Annotated in this window: 19 protein-coding genes and 1 tRNA gene; 14 read left to right on the top strand and 6 right to left on the bottom strand. The window is 71.5% G+C overall.

All coding sequences use genetic code 11. The features are described from left to right. Positions 1-76 precede the first annotated feature (76 nt). Positions 77-2020, top strand: coding sequence for a cytochrome c oxidase assembly protein (locus J3P36_RS10765; protein WP_210508007.1), 1944 nt, complete (start codon positions 77-79; stop codon positions 2018-2020). 1 nt (position 2021) lies between these two features. Here J3P36_RS10765 and J3P36_RS10760 read toward each other — a convergent pair whose 3' ends face one another. Further along, positions 2022-3050 (bottom strand): hypothetical protein, encoded by a 1029-nt coding sequence (locus J3P36_RS10760; RefSeq protein WP_210508006.1) that lies wholly within the window; start codon positions 3048-3050, stop codon positions 2022-2024. Positions 3051-3118: 68 nt separating this feature from the next. Here J3P36_RS10760 and J3P36_RS10755 point away from each other — a divergent pair, with 68 nt between their 5' ends. Beyond that, positions 3119-4414, top strand: coding sequence for an ATP-dependent RecD-like DNA helicase (locus J3P36_RS10755; RefSeq protein ID WP_210508005.1), 1296 nt, complete (start codon positions 3119-3121; stop codon positions 4412-4414). Here J3P36_RS10755 and J3P36_RS10750 read toward each other — a convergent pair. Together J3P36_RS10750 and J3P36_RS10745 are read right to left on the bottom strand one after the other, a co-directional pair. Next, positions 4411-4953, bottom strand: coding sequence for a hypothetical protein (locus tag J3P36_RS10750; RefSeq protein ID WP_210508003.1), 543 nt, complete (start codon positions 4951-4953; stop codon positions 4411-4413). The genes J3P36_RS10755 and J3P36_RS10750 overlap by 4 nt on opposite strands. Positions 4954-5017: 64 nt before the next feature. Then, positions 5018-5458: a DUF4383 domain-containing protein gene (locus J3P36_RS10745; protein WP_210508001.1), complete on the bottom strand. Its 441-nt coding sequence runs from the start codon at positions 5456-5458 to the stop codon at positions 5018-5020. 310 nt (positions 5459-5768) lie between these two features. Between J3P36_RS10745 and J3P36_RS10740 the strand changes: the two genes are divergently transcribed. The 4 genes from J3P36_RS10740 to J3P36_RS10730 all read left to right on the top strand — a co-directional run bounded on the left by J3P36_RS10740 (position 5769) and on the right by J3P36_RS10730 (position 9635). Beyond that, positions 5769-6437 carry a hypothetical protein gene (locus tag J3P36_RS10740; RefSeq protein WP_210507999.1) on the top strand — a complete coding sequence of 223 codons (669 nt, stop codon included), beginning with the start codon at positions 5769-5771 and terminating at the stop codon, positions 6435-6437. 173 nt (positions 6438-6610) lie between these two features. Beyond that, entirely contained in the window at positions 6611-7594 is a 984-nt protein-coding gene (locus J3P36_RS16380; RefSeq protein WP_246854623.1) for a glycosyltransferase family A protein, read from the top strand. Further along, on the top strand, positions 7591-8325 hold the full coding sequence (locus J3P36_RS16375; protein ID WP_307807052.1) for a polysaccharide deacetylase family protein: 735 nt from the start codon (positions 7591-7593) through the stop codon (positions 8323-8325). The genes J3P36_RS16380 and J3P36_RS16375 overlap by 4 nt, the downstream gene beginning before the upstream one ends. 11 nt (positions 8326-8336) lie before the next feature. Further along, entirely contained in the window at positions 8337-9635 is a 1299-nt protein-coding gene (locus J3P36_RS10730; protein WP_210507997.1) for a nucleotide sugar dehydrogenase, read from the top strand. A 171-nt stretch (positions 9636-9806) separates the two neighbouring features. Here J3P36_RS10730 and J3P36_RS10725 read toward each other — a convergent pair. Beyond that, positions 9807-9880 (bottom strand) — tRNA-Gly (locus J3P36_RS10725). A 54-nt stretch (positions 9881-9934) separates the two neighbouring features. Between J3P36_RS10725 and dcd the strand changes: the two genes are divergently transcribed. After that, positions 9935-10540, top strand: coding sequence for a dCTP deaminase (gene dcd / locus J3P36_RS10720; RefSeq protein ID WP_210507989.1), 606 nt, complete (start codon positions 9935-9937; stop codon positions 10538-10540). Positions 10541-10578: 38 nt separating this feature from the next. Here the strand turns inward: dcd and idi are convergent, their stop codons facing one another. Then, positions 10579-11112, bottom strand: a complete 534-nt coding sequence (gene idi / locus J3P36_RS10715; RefSeq protein WP_210508571.1) for an isopentenyl-diphosphate Delta-isomerase — start codon at positions 11110-11112, stop codon at positions 10579-10581. A gap of 28 nt (positions 11113-11140) precedes the next feature. Here idi and J3P36_RS10710 point away from each other — a divergent pair, with 28 nt between their 5' ends. The 6 genes from J3P36_RS10710 to J3P36_RS10690 are packed head-to-tail and all read left to right on the top strand — an operon-like array spanning position 11141 to position 16117. Then, positions 11141-12208 (top strand): polyprenyl synthetase family protein, encoded by a 1068-nt coding sequence (locus J3P36_RS10710; protein WP_307807051.1) that lies wholly within the window; start codon positions 11141-11143, stop codon positions 12206-12208. Further along, positions 12205-13068, top strand: a complete 864-nt coding sequence (locus tag J3P36_RS16370) for a squalene/phytoene synthase family protein (protein WP_246854622.1) — start codon at positions 12205-12207, stop codon at positions 13066-13068. Before J3P36_RS10710 ends, J3P36_RS16370 begins: the two co-directional genes overlap by 4 nt. Then, the gene (gene crtI / locus J3P36_RS16365; protein WP_307807050.1) at positions 13065-14639 is read left to right on the top strand and encodes a phytoene desaturase family protein; all 1575 of its coding nucleotides are present in this window, start codon (positions 13065-13067) and stop codon (positions 14637-14639) included. Before J3P36_RS16370 ends, crtI begins: the two co-directional genes overlap by 4 nt. Further along, entirely contained in the window at positions 14636-14956 is a 321-nt protein-coding gene (locus J3P36_RS10700) for a lycopene cyclase domain-containing protein (protein ID WP_210507987.1), read from the top strand. Before crtI ends, J3P36_RS10700 begins: the two co-directional genes overlap by 4 nt. After that, positions 14953-15267, top strand: a complete 315-nt coding sequence (locus J3P36_RS10695) for a lycopene cyclase domain-containing protein (RefSeq protein ID WP_210507986.1) — start codon at positions 14953-14955, stop codon at positions 15265-15267. Before J3P36_RS10700 ends, J3P36_RS10695 begins: the two co-directional genes overlap by 4 nt. Further along, entirely contained in the window at positions 15254-16117 is an 864-nt protein-coding gene (locus tag J3P36_RS10690; RefSeq protein ID WP_210507985.1) for a prenyltransferase, read from the top strand. Before J3P36_RS10695 ends, J3P36_RS10690 begins: the two co-directional genes overlap by 14 nt. A 112-nt stretch (positions 16118-16229) precedes the next feature. Here the strand turns inward: J3P36_RS10690 and J3P36_RS10685 are convergent, their stop codons facing one another. Further along, positions 16230-17612: an MFS transporter gene (locus tag J3P36_RS10685; protein WP_210507984.1), complete on the bottom strand. Its 1383-nt coding sequence runs from the start codon at positions 17610-17612 to the stop codon at positions 16230-16232. Positions 17613-17862: 250 nt separating this feature from the next. Between J3P36_RS10685 and dnaK the strand changes: the two genes are divergently transcribed. Next, complete coding sequence (gene dnaK, locus J3P36_RS10680) at positions 17863-19722, top strand: molecular chaperone DnaK (RefSeq protein ID WP_210507982.1); 1860 nt, start codon at positions 17863-17865, stop codon at positions 19720-19722.

Raw genomic sequence — 19722 nt, 5'->3', positions numbered from 1 at the left:
GGGATGCGCGGTTCGCCGCGCATCCCCTTCGTCGTTCCCGGTGGTCGTCCGGTCGCCGCCCCGTAGGCTTGCGGACGTGCTCCCCGGATCCCGCGACGCTCCGGCGCCGCCCGTCCTCGGAGGCGGATCGCTTCTCGGCACGGGGGCTCTGCTCGTCGCCGCGCTGCTCGCGCTGTTCGCGGCCCTCGCTCTCGGCGGGGGAGCGGCGGCGCTCCTCATCGACGATCCGGGTCCCGTTGTCCGGGTGGGGCTGCCCGTCGCGAAGCTGCTCGTCAACCTCACCGTCTCGGTGACGCTCGGGGCGCTCGCGCTCGTCGCCTTCGCGCTCGGGGGAGAGCGCGAGATCGGCCGGGCCCTCGACATCGCCGCGGCGGCGGCCGCGGCCTGGACCATCGCGGCGGCCGCGACGGGGCTGCTGACCTTCCTCAGCGTGACGGGCATTCCGCTGTCGCTCGACGAGACGTTCGGCGCACAGCTCGGCTTCTTCCTCACCTCGGTCGGCACCGGCCAGTCCTGGCTCATCACGACCCTGCTCGCCGCGTCCGTCACGGTGCTCTGCTTCGCGGTCCGCTCGCGCCCCGTGCTCCTGCTCGTCCTCGCGCTCGCCGTCGCGGGCCTGCTGCCCATGGCCGGTGAGGGGCACAGCGCCGGCGCGGGCAACCACGAGGAGGCGGTTGCGGCGCTCGGACTGCACCTCGGCTTCGCCGCCGCCTGGCTCGGCGGGCTCCTCGTGCTGCTCCTGCTGCGCCCGATCCTCCCTTCCGCCGCCCTTCGGGCCGTCGCGGGCCGGTACTCGTCGATCGCGCTGCTGTGCTTCTGCGTGGTGGCCGTCTCCGGCTACGTGAGCGCTGAGCTGCGGGTGGGCTCCCTCGACCGGTTGGCCAGCCCGTACGGACTCCTCGTCGTCGTGAAGGTGGTCGCACTGCTCGCGCTCGGTGCCGTCGGGGCGCTCCACCGGCGCTTCGCCCTGCGCCGGCTGGACGGGGGTGCGGCACGCTCGTTCTGGCTGCTGGTCGTCGGCGAGCTCGCGGTGATGGGCATCGCCTCAGGAGCCGCCGCTGGACTCGCCCGCACATCGCCTCCCGTCGACGACGAGGAGCTCTCGATCGGCACGTCCCCTTCCGAGCTCCTGACCACCTACCCGCTGCCGCCCGCTCCGGACCTCGGCTCGCTGCTCACCGCCTTCCGGCTCGACCTGCTGTGGCTCGTCGTGGCGGGCATCGCCGCGGCGTACTACGTCGCCGGAGTGATCCGACTGGCACGGCGGGGGGAGCGCTGGCCCGGCGCGCGCACCGCGTCCTGGCTCGCCGGCCTGGTCGTGCTCGTCGTGGGGACGAGCGGCGGCGTCGGTGTCTACGCGCGCCACCTCTTCAGCGCGCAGATGATGCTCGAGGCCGCCCTGGCCGTGCTCGTGCCGATCCTCCTTCTGGCAGGCGCCCCGCTGCGACTGCTCGATGCCGCCGCCGAGGCACGGACCGACGGCAGCCGCGGGGTGCGCGAGTGGGCGGGCGCCGTTCGCTCGGCGCCGATCGTGCGTGCGCTGGGCGCGCCCCTGCCGGTCACGGTGCTCGCGGCGCTCCTGCCCTGGCTGCTCGTCTTCACCCCCGCGTTCCGCTGGATCGTCACCGACGCCGCCGGGCGGCAGTGGGGCGAGGCTCTGCTTCTCGCGGGCGGGCTGATCGTCGTGCGCGCGGCGCTGCACGGAGCCGGATCGGGACGGCGGCGGGCGCTGCCCGCCGCGGTCGCCGCGGTGGCCTGGGCCGCGGCGGGTGCCGTGCTGCTCGCATCCGACTCCCTGCTGCTCGCCGACTGGTACGGCGCGATGGGCTGGGGAACGGACGCCCTGGCCGATCAGCGGGCCGGGGGAGCCGTGCTGCTCGTCGCCGCCGTGCCGGCGCTGCTCGCGCTCGCCGTGCTCGCCACCCGTCGCGGCCGGACGGAGCGCACGGCGCCGAAGCAGCCGGCGCCGGTCGACTCCCGCTACCGCGCGATGCTCGAGCGGGCCGGCCGCCGCGGCTGAGTCAGGTGCCGCGGATGTCCAGTCCGCCGTCCCCCCGCATCGTGAGGACGAAGGAGACGTCGAACGGGACGTCCTCGTCGACCGTGTACACCGAGCCGTCGAAGAGCGAGACGACGCGCACCCGGATGTGCGCGGTGCCGGGCGTGGGCGGAACCGACCACGCGAAGGTGCCGTCCGGGGCGAGCCCTGGTTGTATGCCGATCTGGGGATATGCCGTCACGGACCATTCCGGCGCGTCGAGCACGCGATCCTCGATCAGGCGCCGGAAGGGGCAGCCGGCGGGCTGCAGCACGGTCTGCTCGGCGCACGCGTCGAGGAACTCGTTCACCTCGTCCTGAACCGCGCGGTTGAAGCGGCGGTTCGCCTGCACGTCGACGTTCGCCTCAACGGTGCTGCCCGCCTCCGTCACCGCCGCGGTCACCGGCTCGGCCGTGAGGTAGGCGGTGTCCTGGTCGAGGACGAGGCGCACCGGTGCGAGGACGGCGAGGTCGAGCACGGTCTCGGCCGCCGGCGTGCCGTCCGCCGCGGAGACCGGCTCGCCGTCGATCCGGAAGCCCGTGTCGTGCAGCACCCGGACGCGCAGCACGGCGGTGGGCGACTCCGCGAACCGCCAGCCGGAGAAGAGGAGCGCGATCGGTGAACCGCTCTCCACGAGGAACTCGGTGCGGGCGCTCTCGCTGCCGAGTCGATACTCCGCGGTCACCCGGTGGAGCCCGTCGTCGCCGACGCGGTCCTCGACGATCCGGGCGCCGCTCAGCGTCCCCATGGTCTCCCGGGTCAGGGCCGCGTCCGAGACGCCCTCCGGCAGCCGCACGCCAGGCGTCGCCAGCGCGACTGCGAGATCCCTGCGCTCGAGCGAGTCGAGGTAGCGGGAGACGAAGCCGCCGGCGCTGTAGTACGACGCGTTGAGCACGAGCACGACGACGGCGAACACCAGGGGCACCAGGGCGGTGAGCACGGCCCAGGGGAGGACGCCGCGGGGGATGCGCCGCTCCGGGGCGCGGGGGGCGTCGCCGTCCCAGCCCCCCATGCCGCCATCCTATGCACCGACCGCCTCGGCGCCCGGGAAGGCGGGGGCGGAGCGGGTAGATTGACCGGATGCCTCCCGCACTGTCGGCCGAGCAGCAAGCCGTCTTCGACGTGATCGAGGGCACCCGCCGGCACATCTTCGTCACCGGTCGGGCGGGCACCGGCAAGTCGACGCTCCTCAACCACCTCTCCTGGCACAGCGAGAAGCAGCTCGTCGTCTGTGCGCCGACCGGGGTGGCCGCACTGAACGTCGGTGGCCAGACCATCCACTCCCTGTTCAAGCTGCCCATCGGCGTGATCGCCGACCGCGACCTCGACGACGACCGCGACCTCCGCAAGCTGCTGAGCGCCGTCGACACCGTCGTCATCGACGAGGTGTCGATGGTGAACGCCGACCTCCTCGACGCGGTGGACCGGCGCCTCCGGTGGGCCCGACAGCGGAAGGAGCCGTTCGGCGGCGTCCAGATCGTGCTCTTCGGCGACCCGTTCCAGCTCGCGCCGGTGCCCGGCGACGGAGACGAGCGGGCCTACTTCGCCGACAACTACCGGTCGATGTGGTTCTTCGACGCCAAGGTGTGGGACCAGACGGAGCTGTCGGTGCTCGAGCTGCGGCAGATCCACCGGCAGCAGGACGACGGCTTCAAGGCGATGCTCAACGCGGTCCGCGCCGGACGGGTCACCGCGGAGATCGCCGGGATGCTCAACGGCGCGGGCGCGCGTCCCGTCCCCAGCGATCCGCCCATCACCCTCGCCACCCGCAACGACAGCGTCACCCGCATCAACGCGAGGGCGCTCGCCGCGCTGCCCGGCAAGACGTCCACGGCCAGGGCGGAGATCAACGGCGACTTCGGCGGCCGAGCGTTCCCCGCCGAGGAGGCGCTCGAGCTCAAGCCGGGCGCCCACGTGATGTTCCTCCGCAACGACCCGGATCAGCGCTGGGTGAACGGCACGGTCGGAGTGGTGCGGCGGGTGCGCAACCCGGTGGTCGTCGTCGAGGTGGACGGCGAGGAGCACGAAGTGGGCCCGGCTGTCTGGGAGCGGCAGCGCTACACCTACTCGCCGGCCACGAAGAAGCTGACCCGCGAGGTGGTGGCGGAGTTCACGCAGTTCCCGCTCCGGCTGGCGTGGGCGGTCACGATCCACAAGTCCCAGGGGAAGACCTACGACGCCGCCGTTGTGGACCTCGGCACGCGGGTGTTCTCGGCCGGTCAGACGTACGTGGCGCTGAGCCGGCTCACGTCGCTCGACGGCCTCTACCTGACGCGGCCGCTCGTGCCGCGGGACATCATCGTCGACAAGGACGTCATCCGGTTCATGACGAGCGCGGCGCGCGTCCGCGTGGAGCCGGCGCCCGCTGCCCTCTAGTGGCCCTCGTGCTCGGAGACCCCGGGCAGGTCGACCTGCGAGTGATTGTGCGGGCCGTCGAGGGCCGCGATGCCGGCCTGAGTCTGGCCGAGGGCGGGCAGCGTGAGCGCGCTCATCACGATCGCGCCGCCTGCGATGCCGAGCACCGTCCAACCGGCCGCGGGCTCCGCGGCGGGGCCGGGGGAGACGTCGGGCGAGCGGCGCAGCGAGAGCGCCATGGCGACGGCCACCACGAGGTCGAGCACCGTGGCGCTCGCGAGCGGCAGGATCGGCAGGGTCTCGGGGGTCACGCCGATCGCCTCGCCGGCCACGAGAGCCGACGCCCACGCCACGAGGGGGAGCAGTGCTCCGACGAGCGCCAGCTGCCGGAGGGCGTAGCGCGCCTTGAGCATGGTGGTCACGCTCCAGGCGATCTCGGCTGCGCCGAGGATGAGGAACACCACGAGCAGGACAGGGGGCGCGCCGGCGGCCACGGCGAGGTGGATCAGGCCGGCGCCGAGGGCGGCGAAGGCGATCCAGATCCGGGTCAGGGCGAGCACTGCGCTCCTCGGGGTCGAAGGGGAGTGCGGCCGGCGCTTCCGCGCCGGCCGCACCGGGGAGAGATCAGGCCACGCGTGCGCGGGCCGCGGACTTGTCCGCGCCGATCGCGACGCCGAGCAGGACGACGGCGCTCACGAGGTGCAGGAAGTGGTCCGCCGTGTTGAGGGCGAGGATGTTGGCGCCGGTGTTCTCGATGAAGAACCCGAGGATGCCGACGAGCAGGTAGACCGCGCCGACGATGCCGTTGACCGACTTGGCGGCGGAGACGCTGCTCAGGCCTCCGATGAGCAGGGCGATGCCGATCAGGAGGTGGACGATGTTGTGCAGGGGGTTCACCTCGAATCCGAGGAGGCTCGCACCCTCGGTCCCGGCGAAGTCGACCCCGCCGGTCACGAAGAAGCCGACCAAACCGACCAGCGTGTAGACCGCGCCGAAGATCGTCGCGACGAGCCGGTTGGGAGACCGAGTAAGGGGGGCTCTTGCGGAGCCGGATGCTGTGCTCATTTCGTACCTTCCGTTGTCAGCGCGACTTCGAGCCGCACACGGTATTCGACACAGCAGACGCTACGGTTTGGCGCAGGATCCTCGCAGGGGCTTGCCCTTTGCGCACCGGTAGATCACCCTGTGCAGTTACGGGCGCTTTCACAGTGAACCGGAGGGCTACTTTCAGGGCTTCTCCCCGCTCGCCCGTCTCCGCGCACCGCTTCCTCGCGGCGGGACGACCCCCCCCCAATTCGGGGGTGCTGCCGCCGCCGATGATCTTCTCGCGTGGCACTGGCCGAGTCACGGCCGCGGGCGCGAGGATCGGAGGACCATGCGCACCCTCCGGCTCCTCCTCCCCGCCGCGGTGGCCGCGGTCGTGTGGCTCCTGAGCGGCTATCTCGAGCTCCTGGGCCGGCAGCTCCTGCCGGGACCCGTGCGCCACGTGCTGTCGCTGCTGACACCGGAGACGGTCCCCCTCCTCGACCTGACCGCGCCCGCTCCCTGGAGTGCGCTCCTCACCGCCCTCTCCGCGCTCGCTCTGGCCGCCGCATACGCCACCTTCTTCTCACTCGTGCGGGGCGACCATCGAGGTCACGAGGGCCGCGGCTCGCGTGACTTCGCCGCCTTCTGGTTCTGCGCGGTCGCGGCGGGCAGCTGCGTCGCCGCCGTGCCCGCGTTCGTCGTGGTGGTGGTCGCACTCCGCGAGCGTCAGGCCCCCTTCGCCCTCGCCGCCGAGCATCTCGTGGCGGTCGCGCACTGGGGACTCGTGTGGGGCTGGCTGCCGGCGCTCCTCGCCGTCCTCCTCGACCGCCGCTCGCCGACCGGCCTCAGGATGCGCCGCATCGCGCCGATCGCGGCGGGGGTGTTCCTCGTGGCGGCGATCGGACTGATCATGGCCCAGCCGGGTGCGAATGCGGCCCGCCAGGAGCAGTCCTCGGAGGCAGCAGGCCTGGTGCAGGTCGAGGTCGGCCCAATGGAATTGATCGCCCTGAACCGATAACCGGAGAAAGGGACTTCCGGCCCTTTTGCGCGCGCTTATCGGGGCGGTGACAAATCCTTGTGAACCCCGTACTGGGGTCCTCCTGATCCGGGTCCGGATATTCTCCGGTTACTTGCTGTTTGCTATCGTCGCAGGCGCCGCCACCCACCCGATCGGCGGCCCTGAGGTAGGCAATGCACACTTCCCCGACCGGCGACGCCCCGAGCCTCGTCGTGGCCATTCCGACGTTCAAGCGACCGGAGCGACTGGCGCAGCTGCTGCCGCTCGTGGGAGCGCAGCTGTCGGAGCTGTGCGCCGAAGGACTCGTCTCCCGCGGCGGCATCGTCGTCGTCGACAACGACAGCGCGGGCTCCGGCCAGAGCGCGGTCGAGCCGTCGTTCTCGGGGATCCCCACGAGATATGCGATCGAGACGACGAAGGGCATTCCCGCCGTCCGCAATCGTGCCATGGATGAATCGAAGGACTTCCGGCTGCTCTCATTCATCGACGACGATGAGCTGCCGCGAGCGGAATGGCTGCGCTCTCTCGTTCTGACCTGGAAAGAGCACGGCCGCCCGACCGCGGTGATGGGACGGGTGGTGTCGATCTTCGCCCCGGACGTCGATCCCTGGGTGACGCATTCCGGGCTCTTCCAGCGCCCCGAGCGTCCCACCGGCACCGAGATCTCCGTCGCCGCGACGGGCAACCTGCTGCTCGACCTCGATCAGGTGCGTGCGAGCGGCGTCCGCTTCGACGAGTCGATCGGGCTCGCCGGAGGGTCCGACACGCACTTCAGCATGACCCTCATGCGCACCGGCGCTCGCATGGTCTGGTGCAACGAGTCGGTCACCGAGGACACCGTCGAGATCGACCGCCAGACCCGCGCCTGGGCGCTGAAGCGCGCCTACAGCCACGGCAACGTGTCCGCCGGGGTCCACGTCAAGCTCGAGCCGAACCGCGTCCGCCGCGCCGTCCTCCGCGCCAAGGGCGTGGCGGGAGGCGTCGCGCGCATCGTCGTCGGCATCCTCCGCGCCGCCTTCGGCCTCGTGTCCCGGTCGCAGCGGCACCACGCCCGCGGCCTCCGCCTCGCCTATCGCGGTGCGGGCATGATCGCCGGGAGCCTCGGGCGCTCCTACGCTGCCTACGCCGGCGCGCACGCGGCGCCGGTGAGCGCGTGAGCGGAGCGACGCGACTCCTGCCGGGGAGCGCTCGCCGATTCCTGCGCACGCACGGGGGACCACTCGGGTCCGTCGTCGCCGTGCGCACCGAGGCGCCCGAGTTCGTCCTGACCTATGACGACGGGCCGGAGCCGGGCGGCACGGACGCGATCCTGCCCGTGCTCGAGGCGCGCGGCGCCCGCGCCACCTTCTTCGTCCTGCTGACCCGCGTGCGCCGGTATCCCTCGCTGCTGAAGGACGTGCTGGAGGCGGGGCACGAGATCGCCCTGCACGGCGTCGACCACCGGTCCATCTCCCGCATGCCCTACCGCAAGGTGCTGCAGCGCACCGCGGACGGGAAGGCGGAGCTCGAGGACGCGATCGGCCGGCCGGTGCGGTGGCTGCGTCCCCCCTACGGACACCAGTCGCTCACCTCGTTCCGCGCCGTCCGCGCCGCCGGGCTGGAGCCGGTGCTCTGGGGGCCGACCGCCCTCGACTCGCGCGACGCCACCACCGAGGAGCGGCTGACCCGCGTCCGCTCCGGCGCCGGCCGCGGCGCCATCGTGCTCTCCCACGACGCCTACGCGGAAGCCGAGGACGGAGGCCGTGGCGGTGGCCGCCCCCATCTCGACCGCGGGGAGCTGGCGTCCCTCGTCCTCGACGCGTACGAGCAGCTCGGCCTGCGCGCCACCACACTGTCCGATGCGCTCGCATCGGGGACCCCCACTCGCGGACTCTGGTTCCGCCGTTGAAAGGAACATCGATGGAAGGCACTGGGAAGGACAGCGGAGCCGTGGAGTCGAGGAATCAGACGGTCGCCGTCATCGGACAGGGCTACGTCGGCCTGCCCGTCGCGATGCGAGCGGTCGAGGTCGGCTACGACGTCGTCGGCATCGACCTCGACCAGCGGAGGATCGCCTCGCTCGGCGCCGGCCGCTCGCACGTCGACGACATCCCGGACGCCCAGCTGCAGGAGGCGCTGTCCTCCGGTCGCTACCGCATCACCGACGACTACGACGTGGCGAACGGCTTCGACATCGCCGTGATCAGCGTCCCCACGCCGCTCAAGGAGACGCTGCCCGACCTCTCGTTCATCGAGAGCGCCGCGCACTCCCTCGCCGCCCGGCTGAAGCCCGGCGCGACGGTCATCCTCGAGTCGACCACCTACCCGGGCACCACCCAGGAGCTCCTCGTGCCGATCCTCGAGGAGGAGTCGGGCCTCACCACCGGCGAGGACCTCTTCGTCGGCTACAGCCCGGAGCGCATCGACCCGGGCAACCCGACGTGGGGCCTCAAGGAGACGCCGAAGATCATCTCCGGCACCGATCCGGCCTCCCTCGAGCGCGTGAGGGAGTTCTACGACGCGATCGTCGACCGCACCGTGCCGGTCAGCTCGCCACGCGAGGCCGAGATGGCGAAGCTCCTCGAGAACACCTTCCGTCACGTGAACATCGCCCTCGTCAACGAGCTCGCGGTGTTCGCCAATCAGCTCGGCGTGAACGTGTGGGAGTCGATCGACGCGGCGGCGACGAAGCCCTTCGGCTTCATGAAGTTCACGCCCGGTCCCGGCGTCGGCGGCCACTGCCTCCCCGTCGACCCGAGCTACCTGTCCTGGCAGGTGCGCCGCAAGCTCGGCAAGAGCTTCCGGTTCGTCGAGCTCGCGAACGACGTGAACGACAACATGCCGACCTACGTGATGCAGCGCGTCCAGCGCCTGCTGAACGAGTCGCAGCGGGCGCTCGGCGGCGCGAAGATCCTGCTCCTCGGGCTCGCCTACAAGAAGAACACGGGCGACATCCGCGAGTCCCCGGCGCTCCACCTCGTCGACCTCCTCAACGAGCACTCGGCCGCCGTATCGGCCGTCGACTCGCACGTCGAGGATCACCAGTGGCCCGCCACCGTGACCCGGGTCGCGCCGACCGAGGTGAGGTACGACGACTACGACCTCGCGATCCTGCTGACCGACCACGACGACGTCGACTACGGTGCCCTGCAGGACGCCAGCGTGCCGGTCTTCGACGCCCGCAACAAGCTGGTGGGCGCGAACGTCGAGCGCCTCTGACGCTTCCGAGCACGACGAGCCCCCTCGGCTCTCCTCACGGAGGTCGAGGGGGCTCGTTCGCGTTCGCCCACTCCTGCTACCGAGCGCGCCCCGAAACACCGAGCGCACCCCGTGCACAGGGGGCTTTCGGTGCTCAGGGGCGCGTTCGACGATCGAGCGCGGAGCGGGAGATGGAGCGGGTGACGGGAATCGAACCCGCGCTACCAGCTTGGGAAGCTGGAGTTCTGCCATTGAACTACACCCGCGTGTGCCGCCGAGGGCGACCGGGTCCATCTTAGGGGAGCCGCTACAGTGGCGGTGTGCTGCTCTCGGATCGTGACATCCGCTCGGAGATCGCCTCGGGCCGCATCGGGCTCGAGCCGCATGATCCCGAGCTCCTCCAGCCGTCGAGCTTCGACGTGCGACTGGACCGGTACTTCCGGCTGTTCGACAACCACAAGTACCCCTACATCGACCCGGCCGAGGACCAGCCCGACCTGACGCGGCTCGTCGAGGCGAGGCCGGAGGCGCCGTTCATCCTGCACCCCGGTGAGTTCGTGCTCGGCTCGACCTATGAGCAGGTCACCCTTCCCGACGACATCGCCGCGCGGCTCGAGGGCAAGAGCTCGCTCGGCCGGCTGGGGCTGCTCACCCACTCGACGGCGGGCTTCATCGATCCCGGCTTCTCGGGTCACGTCACCCTGGAGCTCAGCAACGTCGCCACCCTGCCGATCAAGCTGTGGCCGGGCATGAAGATCGGGCAGCTGTGCTTCTTCCGGCTCACCTCGTCCGCCGAGCACCCTTACGGCACCGGCCCTTACGGATCGCGGTATCACGGTCAGCGTGGGCCGACCGCGTCGCGGTCGCACGTCAACTTCCACCGCACCGACGTCTCGGCACGGGACGACGGGCGGACCGGCGCGTAGCTCACCCCAGCAGTAGCGGCGGCTTCGTATCCCGCCGCTCAGTGGCGGCGCAGCTGCGCCAGCGCCGGCAGCTGCAGTGCGAGCCACGGGCTGAACGCCCATCCGGCACTCTCGACCGCTGCGGTGAGCCGGTCCTCGTCGACCCACTGCCAGTCCATGACCTCGTCGGGGTCCGGGCTGACCGGGCCGCGGACCCGCGCCACATAGACGGGGCACACCTCGTACTCGACGATGCCCGAGGCGTCGACCGCGCGGTAGCGGAAGTCGGGGAGTGTCAGCTCGAGGTCGTCCAGCTCGATGCCGAGCTCCTGCCGCGCGCGGCGCACGACGGCCTCGCCGATGTCCTCACCGGGACCGGGGTGACCGCAGAACGAGTTGGTCCAGACTCCGGGCCAGGCCCGCTTGCCGAGCGCGCGGCGGGTGACGAGGATGCGCCCCTCGTCGTCCCGCACATGGCAGGAGAAGGCGAGGTGGAGGGGCGTGTCGGTGGTGTGCACGTCCGCCTTCGCGGCGGTGCCGATGGGCCGGGCGTCGTCGTCGAGGAGGACGACGAGCTCCTCGCCTGAGTTCATCTTCACCGCCGTATGTCACACTGACCGCGTGGATGCGTCATCGGGGAGTCCGCCTGTCATCGCGGGCGGGCTGTCCGCCGTGGACGCCGTCCTCGAGCGCTTCTTCAGCGTAGCCGGGTCCCGCGCCCGCGAGATCGGCGCCGCCTACGAGGAGCTGTGGTCGGCGCTCCGCAGCAGTGCGGCCGGCGGCAAGCGGCTGCGGCCGCGGCTCGTGCTCCAGGCCTACACCGCGTTCGGCGGCGACGACCGCGAGGCGGCGGCGCACGTGGGGGCCGCCTTCGAGCTCCTGCACACCGCGCTGATCGTGCACGACGACGTGATCGACCGCGACTTCACCCGGCGCGGAGCTCCCAACGTCTCCGGCCGATACCGCGACGACGCGACGACCGCCGGCATCCCGATCCCCACCGCCGAGCACCGCGGCATCTCGACCGCGATCATCGCCGGCGACCTCGCTCTCACCGGCGCGTACCGGGTGATGGACTACGACGGCATCTCGCCCGCGACGAAGGACCGGGTCGTGCGCCTGCTCGACGACGCCGTCTTCGCCTCGGCGGCGGGCGAGCTCATCGACGTCGACTACAGCATCTCGAGGGAGATGCCCACCGTGGAGCAGGTGGTCGAGATGGAGCGGCTGAAGACCGCCGTCTACACGTTCGAGACGCCGCTGCAGGCCGGCGCGGTGCTCGCCGGCGCCGACGAGTCGCACCTGCCGGTGCTCGCCGCGTTCGGCCGCGACCTCGGCATCGCCTACCAGGCCACCGACGATCTCCTCGGCGTCTTCGGCGACGAGCGGGAGACCGGCAAGACCACGCTCGGCGACCTGCGCGAGGGCAAGCGGACGGTGCCCATCGCGTTCGCGGCCACGACGGATGCCTGGCCCGGCATACGACAGTTCCTCGGCAAGCCGGACCTCTCGGCCGGCGAGGCGGACCGCGTTCGAGAAGCGCTCATCGCCTGCGGTGCCGAGGTCTTTACGCGCGGGCTCGCGTCGCGCAAGGCGGCGGAGGCCGTTCAGCTGCTCGACCGACTGCCCGCGCCCGTCGCCGAGGAGCTCGCCCCGCTCGCGCGGCAGGCCCTGGACCGCATCCGATGACGCCGCTCGAGCAGTACGGCCGCGTCGCCGAGGAGGCGGCCGGCGTCGTCATCCGCCGCTACTCGACGTCGTTCGGGCTCGCGTCCCGGCTTCTGCCGCGCCGCAACCGCGCCGACATCCAGAACATCTACGGGCTGGTCCGCGTCGCGGACGAGGTCGTCGACGGCGTCGCGGCGTCCGCGGGGCTGCCGACCCCGGCCGTCGGCGAGCAGCTGGACGCTCTTGAGGCGGACGTGCTGCGGGCCATCCGCACCGGCTACAGCAGCAACCTCATCGTGCACGCGTTCGCGCGCACCGCCCGGCGGACCGGCTTCGGCGACGACCTCGTCGTGCCGTTCTTCGCGTCGATGCGCGCAGACCTCACCGCGAACGAGCACACGCCGGAGTCGTTCGCAGAGTACGTGTACGGGTCCGCCGAGGTGGTCGGGCTGATGTGCCTCGCCGCGTTCCTCGACGGCCGCAGGCCCGCCGACCTGCCCCGGCTCGAGCGCGGCGCCCGCGCCCTCGGGGCCGCCTTCCAGAAGGTGAACTTCCTCCGCGACCTCTCGGCCGACTTCGGGTCCCTCGGCCGCAGCTACTTCCCCGGGGTCCGGGTGCAGGAGTTCGACGAGGACGTGAAGAACCGGCTGCTCGACGACCTCGACCGCGACCTCGCGGAGGCGGCCGACGTGCTCCCGTCCCTGCCGGTCGGAAGCCGGCGCGCGGTCGCGGTCGCGCACGGCCTGTTCGCGGAGCTGTCCCGGCGCCTGCGGGAGACGCCCGCCGAGCGGATCGCCGCCGAGCGCGTGAGCGTGCCGCAGCACGTGAAGCTGCGCATCGTGGCGGCCGGCGTCGCCGGCGCTCGGGGAACCCGGGCGTGAGGGAGCGCGCCGCCGTCATCGGGGGAGGGATCAGCGGTCTCGCGACCGCGGCCCTGCTCGCCCGGGAGGGTCTCGACGTCACCCTCTTCGAGTCGCGGGAGCGACTGGGCGGTCGCGCCAGCCTGCTCGAGCTCGACGGCTTCCGGTTCGACGAGGGCCCGTCCTGGTACCTCATGCCCGAGGTGTTCGACCACTTCTACCGGCTGCTCGGCACCACCGCCGACGAGCAGCTCGACCTGGTCCGTCTCGACCCCGGCTACGACATCCTCTACGAGCCGCAGCCCGGCGGCACGGCCGAGAGGCTGCGCGTGGGGGCGACCCGCGCGGAGAACGTCGCGCTCTTCGAGAGCGTCGAGCCGGGCGCCGGCCGGGCGCTCGAGGAGTACCTCGACTCGGCTGCCGAGGTGTACGAGCTCGCCAAGGAGCGCTTCCTCTACACGACCTTCGCCGACCTGCGGCCCGTGTTCGCGGGCGAGGTCCGCGGCTCCCTCGGGCGCCTGCTCGGCCTGCTGACCCGGTCGCTCGACGCGTTCGTCGCCCGCCGGTTCGCCGATCCGCGGCTGCGCCAGCTGCTCGGCTACCCGGCCGTGTTCCTCGGCTCGTCCCCGTTCGCCACACCGAGCATGTACCACCTGATGAGCCACCTCGACCTGGAGGACGGCGTCCTCTACCCGCAGGGCGGGCTCGTGCGGGTGATCGACACCATCGCGGCCCTCGCCGAGGAGGCGGGCGTCACGATCCGCACGTCGTCGCCGGTGACGCAGATCGCGACCGAGTCGATCGGTGGCGCGAAGTCGGTCGTCACCGGGGTGCGCTACCGGGACGCGGACGGTGCCGAGCGGTTCTTCGCCGCCGACACCGTCGTGGCGGCCTGCGATCTGCACGCCGCCGAGACCCGACTGCTGCCGCCCGAGCTGCGCACCTATCCGGAGTCGTGGTGGCGGAAGCGCACGCCCGGCCCCGGCGCGCTGCTCCTGCACCTCGGCATCCGCGGCGAGCTGCCGCAGCTCGGCCATCACACGCTGCTTTTCGCGAAGGACTGGCGCGCCAACTTCGACGCCATCTTCGGCTCCGACCCGTCCATTCCCGATCCGGCATCCCTCTACATCTGCAAGCCGAGCGCGACCGATCCGGGCGTCGCCCCCGAGGGCCACGAGAACGTCTTCGTGCTGGTGCCCGTTCCCGCGGACCCCGGCATCGGGCACGGGGGAGACGCGCACGTGGAGCGCCTCGGGGACGCGGTGCTCGACCAGATCGCGGAGTGGGCGGGCATCCCGGACCTGCACGAGCGCGTGGTCGTGCGTCGCACGGTGGCCCCCGGTGATCTCGCGGACCGGCTGGGCGTCTGGCGGGGCAGCGCCCTCGGCCCCGCCCACACCCTGATGCAGAGTGCGTTCTTCCGAGCCGGCAACGTCAGCAAGCGGGTGGACGGCCTGCTCTACGCCGGAGGCTCCACCATTCCCGGCATCGGGCTGCCGATGTGTCTCATCAGCGCGGAGCTGGTCGTCAAGCGGCTCCGCGGCGATGTGTCCGCCGGGCCGCTGCCGGTTCCGCTCGAGGCGACGCGGTGAGCTTCCTCTACCTGGCCGCGCTCCTCGTCTCCCTCTTCGGCATGGTCGTGCTCGACCGCAGGTACCGGCTCTTCTTCGCCAAGGACGCGCGACGAGCGGGCATCGTGCTCGCGGTCGGCATCCTGTTCTTCCTCGCCTGGGACGTCGCGGGCATCGGGCTCGGAATCTTCTTCCGCGGCGGCTCACCGCTCCTGACCGGCATCGTGCTCGCGCCCGAGCTGCCGCTCGAGGAGGTCTTCTTCCTGGCCCTGCTCTGCTACGTGACCATGAACGCGTTCGCGGCCGCGCGGATCCTCCTCGAGCGGAGGCGGGCGTGACCTACCTCGCGCTGAACGCGGCGTTCCTCGTCGCGCCCGTGCTGCTGTTCGTGTTCGCGCTGCTCAAGCTGCGGCGCAGCCGGCGCCCGGCGCCCCTGCTGACGGCGGCGGGCATCGCACTCGCCGTGGTGCTGCTCCTCACCGCCGTGTTCGACAACGTGCTCGTCGGCCTGGGCATCGTCGGCTACGACGAGTCGCGCATCAGCGGCATCCGCATCGGCGTCGCCCCCATCGAGGACTTCGCGTACGCCGTCGCCGCCGTCCTCGGCCTCCCGTCCCTGTGGATCCTGCTGCGCCGTGAATCCCGCTAGAGCCCTCCTCACGTCGTCGCGGCCGCTGTCCTGGGTGAACACGGCCTACCCCTTCGCGGCCGCGTACCTGCTCACCGAGGGCCGCGTGGACGCCGCCTTCGTCATCGGCACGCTCTACTTCCTGATCCCCTACAACCTCGCGATGTACGGCATCAACGACGTGTTCGACTACGAGTCCGACCTGCGGAACCCGCGCAAGGGCGGAGTCGAGGGCGCCGTGCTCGACCGCCGGCTGCACCGCACGACGCTCTGGGCGGTCGTGCTCACGAACGTGCCGTTCCTCGTCCCGCTCGTGCTGCTCGGCGGACCGCTGTCCTGGCTCGTGCTGGCGATCAGCATCGCGGCCGTCCTCGCCTACAGCGCGCCGAGGCTGCGGTTCAAGGAGCGGCCGTTCCTCGACTCGCTCACCTCGAGCACCCACTTCGTGAGTCCCGCCGTCTACGGCCTCGCGCTCGCCGGGGCGGAGCCGACCCCGCCGCTGATCGCCGTGCTCGCGGCGTTCTTCCTGTGGGGCATCGCGAGCCACGCGTTCGGGGCGGTGCAGGACGTGAACGCCGACCGGGAGGGCGGCATCGCCTCCGTCGCGACCGTGATCGGCGCCCGCGCGACGGTCGTCCTCGCGCTCGCCGCCTACCTGCTCGCGGCCGTGCTGCTGTTGCCGAGCGACTGGCCCGGACCGCTCGCCGCGATCCTCGTGCTGCCGTACGCGCTCAACGTCGTCCCGTTCCTCCGGGTGACGGACGCGGACGCCGAGCGCGCGAACGCGGGCTGGAAGCGCTTCCTCTGGCTCAACTACGCCGTCGGCTTCCCGGTCACCCTGCTCCTGATCTGGTACTCGCTCATCCGCTGACCCGACCCGTCCGCCCATGGCTGGGTCCCCTTGCTGCCGAATTGCCGGTTTCCGCCCCTATCCGGCCGAGATGAGGGCGGAATGTGGCAACTCGGCCGGGGTGGGGGACGGGTCAGGCGGACGGGCGCGCCTCGCGGGGCACGCGGACGAGCAGCATGAGGACGAGGCCGACCGCGAGCACCGCGACGATGCCGAGGATGCCCCACGCGGTCACGCCGGAGACCGCGATGAGCAGCGTCCAGAGCGCGGGGGAGAGGAACGAGGCGGCGCGGCCCGTCGTCGCGTACAGGCCGAACACCTCGCCCTCCCGGCCGGCGGGCGTGACGCGGGCGAGGAACGAGCGGCTCGCCGACTGCGCGGGGCCGACGAACAGGCACAGCAGCAGGCCGCCGATCCAGAACACGACGTCGCCGAGGTCGCGCAGCACGAACACCGCGGTGCCCGCGACCACGAGGCCGACCAGGCTGCCGACGATGACCGTCTTCGGGCCGAGCCGGTCGTCGAAGCGCCCCGCGACGATCGTCGAGACGCCGGCGACGAGGTTGGCCGCGATGCCGAACGCCACCACCTGCAGGAACCCGAAGCCGAAGACGGCGGCCGCGATGACGGCCCCGTAGCTGAACACACCCGCGAGGCCGTCACGGAACACCGCGCTCGCGAGCAGGAACCAGAACGTCGTCCGCGACTCCCGCCAGAGCCGCGCGACGTGGCGGGCGAGGAGCACGTAGCTGCGGAAGAAGCCGACCCGCTCCTGCCGCTCGGCCGCGGGCAGCTCCGGCACGTTGCGGAAGATGGGGATCGCGAAGAGCAGGGTCCACAGGGCGCAGCCGACCGCGACGATGCGGAACGGCAGCCCGTCGTCCTCGGGGAGGCCGAACCAGTCGGCGGCGTAGGCGATCACGACGAGGACCAGCGCGACGATCCCGCCGAGGTAGCCGAAGCCCCAGCCGAGGCCGCTGACCCGGCCGACGGTGGAGGGGTTCGAGACCTGGACGAGCATGGCGTTGTAGTGCACACCGGCGATCTCGTTGAAGACGCTGCCCACGGCGACGAGCGAGACACCGAGCACGAAGTAGGCGGGGGCGCCCTGCACGAAGAACAGGGCCGCCATGCAGAGGACCAGCAGACCCGTGTTGACTGCGAGCGCCCGCTTGCGCCGGCCCGTGCCGTCGCTGCGCTGACCGAGCACGGGCGCGATCAGGGCGACGAGCACGCCCGCCACCGTTCCGGCGAGCCCGAGCCCGGAGGCGAGGCCCGCGATGCCGGCCTCGTACGCCGGGTCGCCCTCGCCGAGCGCGGCGACCTCGGGCTCCAGGAACACGTCAGTGGTGAGGTACAGCGCCGTGAAGATGAAGGTGAGGATCACCGAGTTGAACGGCTGGGCGGCCCAGTCCCATAGCGCCCAGGACAGCACCTGCCTGCGGGGGACGGCACGGTCCGCGTGCAGCTCGAGACCGGTGGCCGGGACGACGACGTCCGGCGGGGGAGTGCTCATGCGCTCACCGTAGCGGCGGCGGGAAACGGCGGGTGAAGAACGTGCCCCCACCAGTCCGGGGGACGCGGGCGGGGGCAGAACGGGGGGCGCGAGCGGCTGTTGAGTCCCGTAGGCTCAACCCTGGCCCGGGCCGACTTGACACCCCTAGGGCCGGGAATAAACTTGAGCCAGCGGGACTCAACTACACCGTAGAGCTTTCACCGGAACCGGAGCGGTTCCCGACCGCAGGAATCAGGAGAATCGACAGCACATGGCACGCGCAGTAGGCATCGACCTCGGAACCACCAACTCGGTGGTCTCGGTCCTCGAAGGCGGCGAGCCCGTCGTCATCGCGAACGCCGAGGGCTTCCGCACCACCCCGTCCGTCGTCGCCTTCACCAAGGACGGCGACATCCTGGTCGGCGAGACGGCCAAGCGCCAGGCGGTCACCAACGTCGACCGCACCATCTCGTCCGTCAAGCGCCACATGGGCACCGACTGGACCACCACGATCGACGGCAAGCGGTACACGCCGCAGGAGATCTCGGCCCGCATCCTCGCCAAGCTGAAGCGGGACGCGGAGCAGTACCTCGGCGACACCGTCACCGACGCCGTCATCACCGTCCCGGCGTACTTCAACGACGCCGAGCGCCAGGCGACCAAGGAGGCGGGCGAGATCGCCGGCCTCAACGTCCTCCGCATCATCAACGAGCCCACCGCGGCCGCCCTCGCCTACGGCCTCGACAAGGGCCGCGAGGACGAGCTGATCCTCGTCTTCGACCTCGGTGGCGGAACGTTCGACGTCTCCCTCCTCGAGGTGGGCAAGGACGACGACTTCTCGACCATCCAGGTCCGCGCCACGTCCGGCGACAACCGCCTCGGCGGCGACGACTGGGACCAGCGGGTCGTGCAGTGGCTCATCCAGCGCTTCAAGGAGTCGACCGGCGTCGACGTCTCGAAGGACAAGATCGCCCTGCAGCGCCTCAAGGAGGCCGCGGAGCAGGCGAAGAAGGAGCTCTCGAGCTCCACCACCACGAACATCCAGCTGCCCTACCTCTCGCTGACCGAGAACGGCCCGGCGAACCTCGACGAGACGCTCAGCCGCGCCAAGTTCGAGGACCTCACCAAGGATCTGCTCGACCGGACCAAGAAGCCGTTCCAGGACGTCATCCGCGAGGCCGGCATCAAGGTCAGCGACATCGCGCACGTCGTCCTCGTCGGCGGCTCCACCCGCATGCCGGCCGTCAGCGACCTGGTCCGCCAGGAGACCGGCGGCAAGGAGCCCAACAAGGGCGTGAACCCGGACGAGGTCGTCGCCGTCGGCGCCGCGCTGCAGGCCGGTGTCCTGAAGGGCGAGCGCAAGGACGTCCTCCTCATCGACGTCACCCCGCTGTCCCTCGGCATCGAGACCAAGGGCGGCATCATGACGAAGCTGATCGACCGCAACACGGCGATCCCGACGAAGCGCAGCGAGACCTTCACCACCGCGGACGACAACCAGCCGTCCGTCGCGATCCAGGTCTTCCAGGGCGAGCGCGAGTTCACCCGCGACAACAAGCCGCTCGGCACCTTCGAGCTGACCGGCATCGCCCCCGCCCCGCGCGGCGTCCCGCAGATCGAGGTCACCTTCGACATCGACGCCAACGGCATCGTGCACGTGTCCGCCCGCGACAAGGGCACCGGCAAGGAGCAGTCGATGACGATCACCGGCGGCTCGTCGCTGCCGAAGGAGGACATCGACCGCATGGTCCGCGAGGCCGAGGAGCACGCCGCGGAGGACAAGCGCCGCCGCGAGGCCGCCGAGGTCCGCAACAACGCCGAGCAGCTCGTCTACTCCATCGACAAGCTCATCAAGGACAACGACGACAAGCTGCCCGCGGACGTCAAGTCCGAGGTGCAGGGCGACGTGGATGCCCTCAAGGCCGCCCTCGCGGGCGACGACGACGACGCGGTCAAGACCGCGCTCGACAAGCTGTCCGAGAGCCAGACCAAGCTCGGCCAGGCGATCTACTCCCAGCCGCAGGCGGATGCGTCCGCCCCGGCCGGGGACCAGTCGGCGCCGGCCGGCGGCTCGGACGACGACATCGTCGACGCCGAGGTCGTGGACGAGGACGAGGACAGCAAGAGGTAG

The sequence above is a fragment of the Naasia sp. SYSU D00057 genome (assembly GCF_017916505.1).
Classification (GTDB): domain Bacteria; phylum Actinomycetota; class Actinomycetes; order Actinomycetales; family Microbacteriaceae; genus Naasia.
This window is presented reverse-complemented; position numbering and strand designations above follow the sequence as displayed.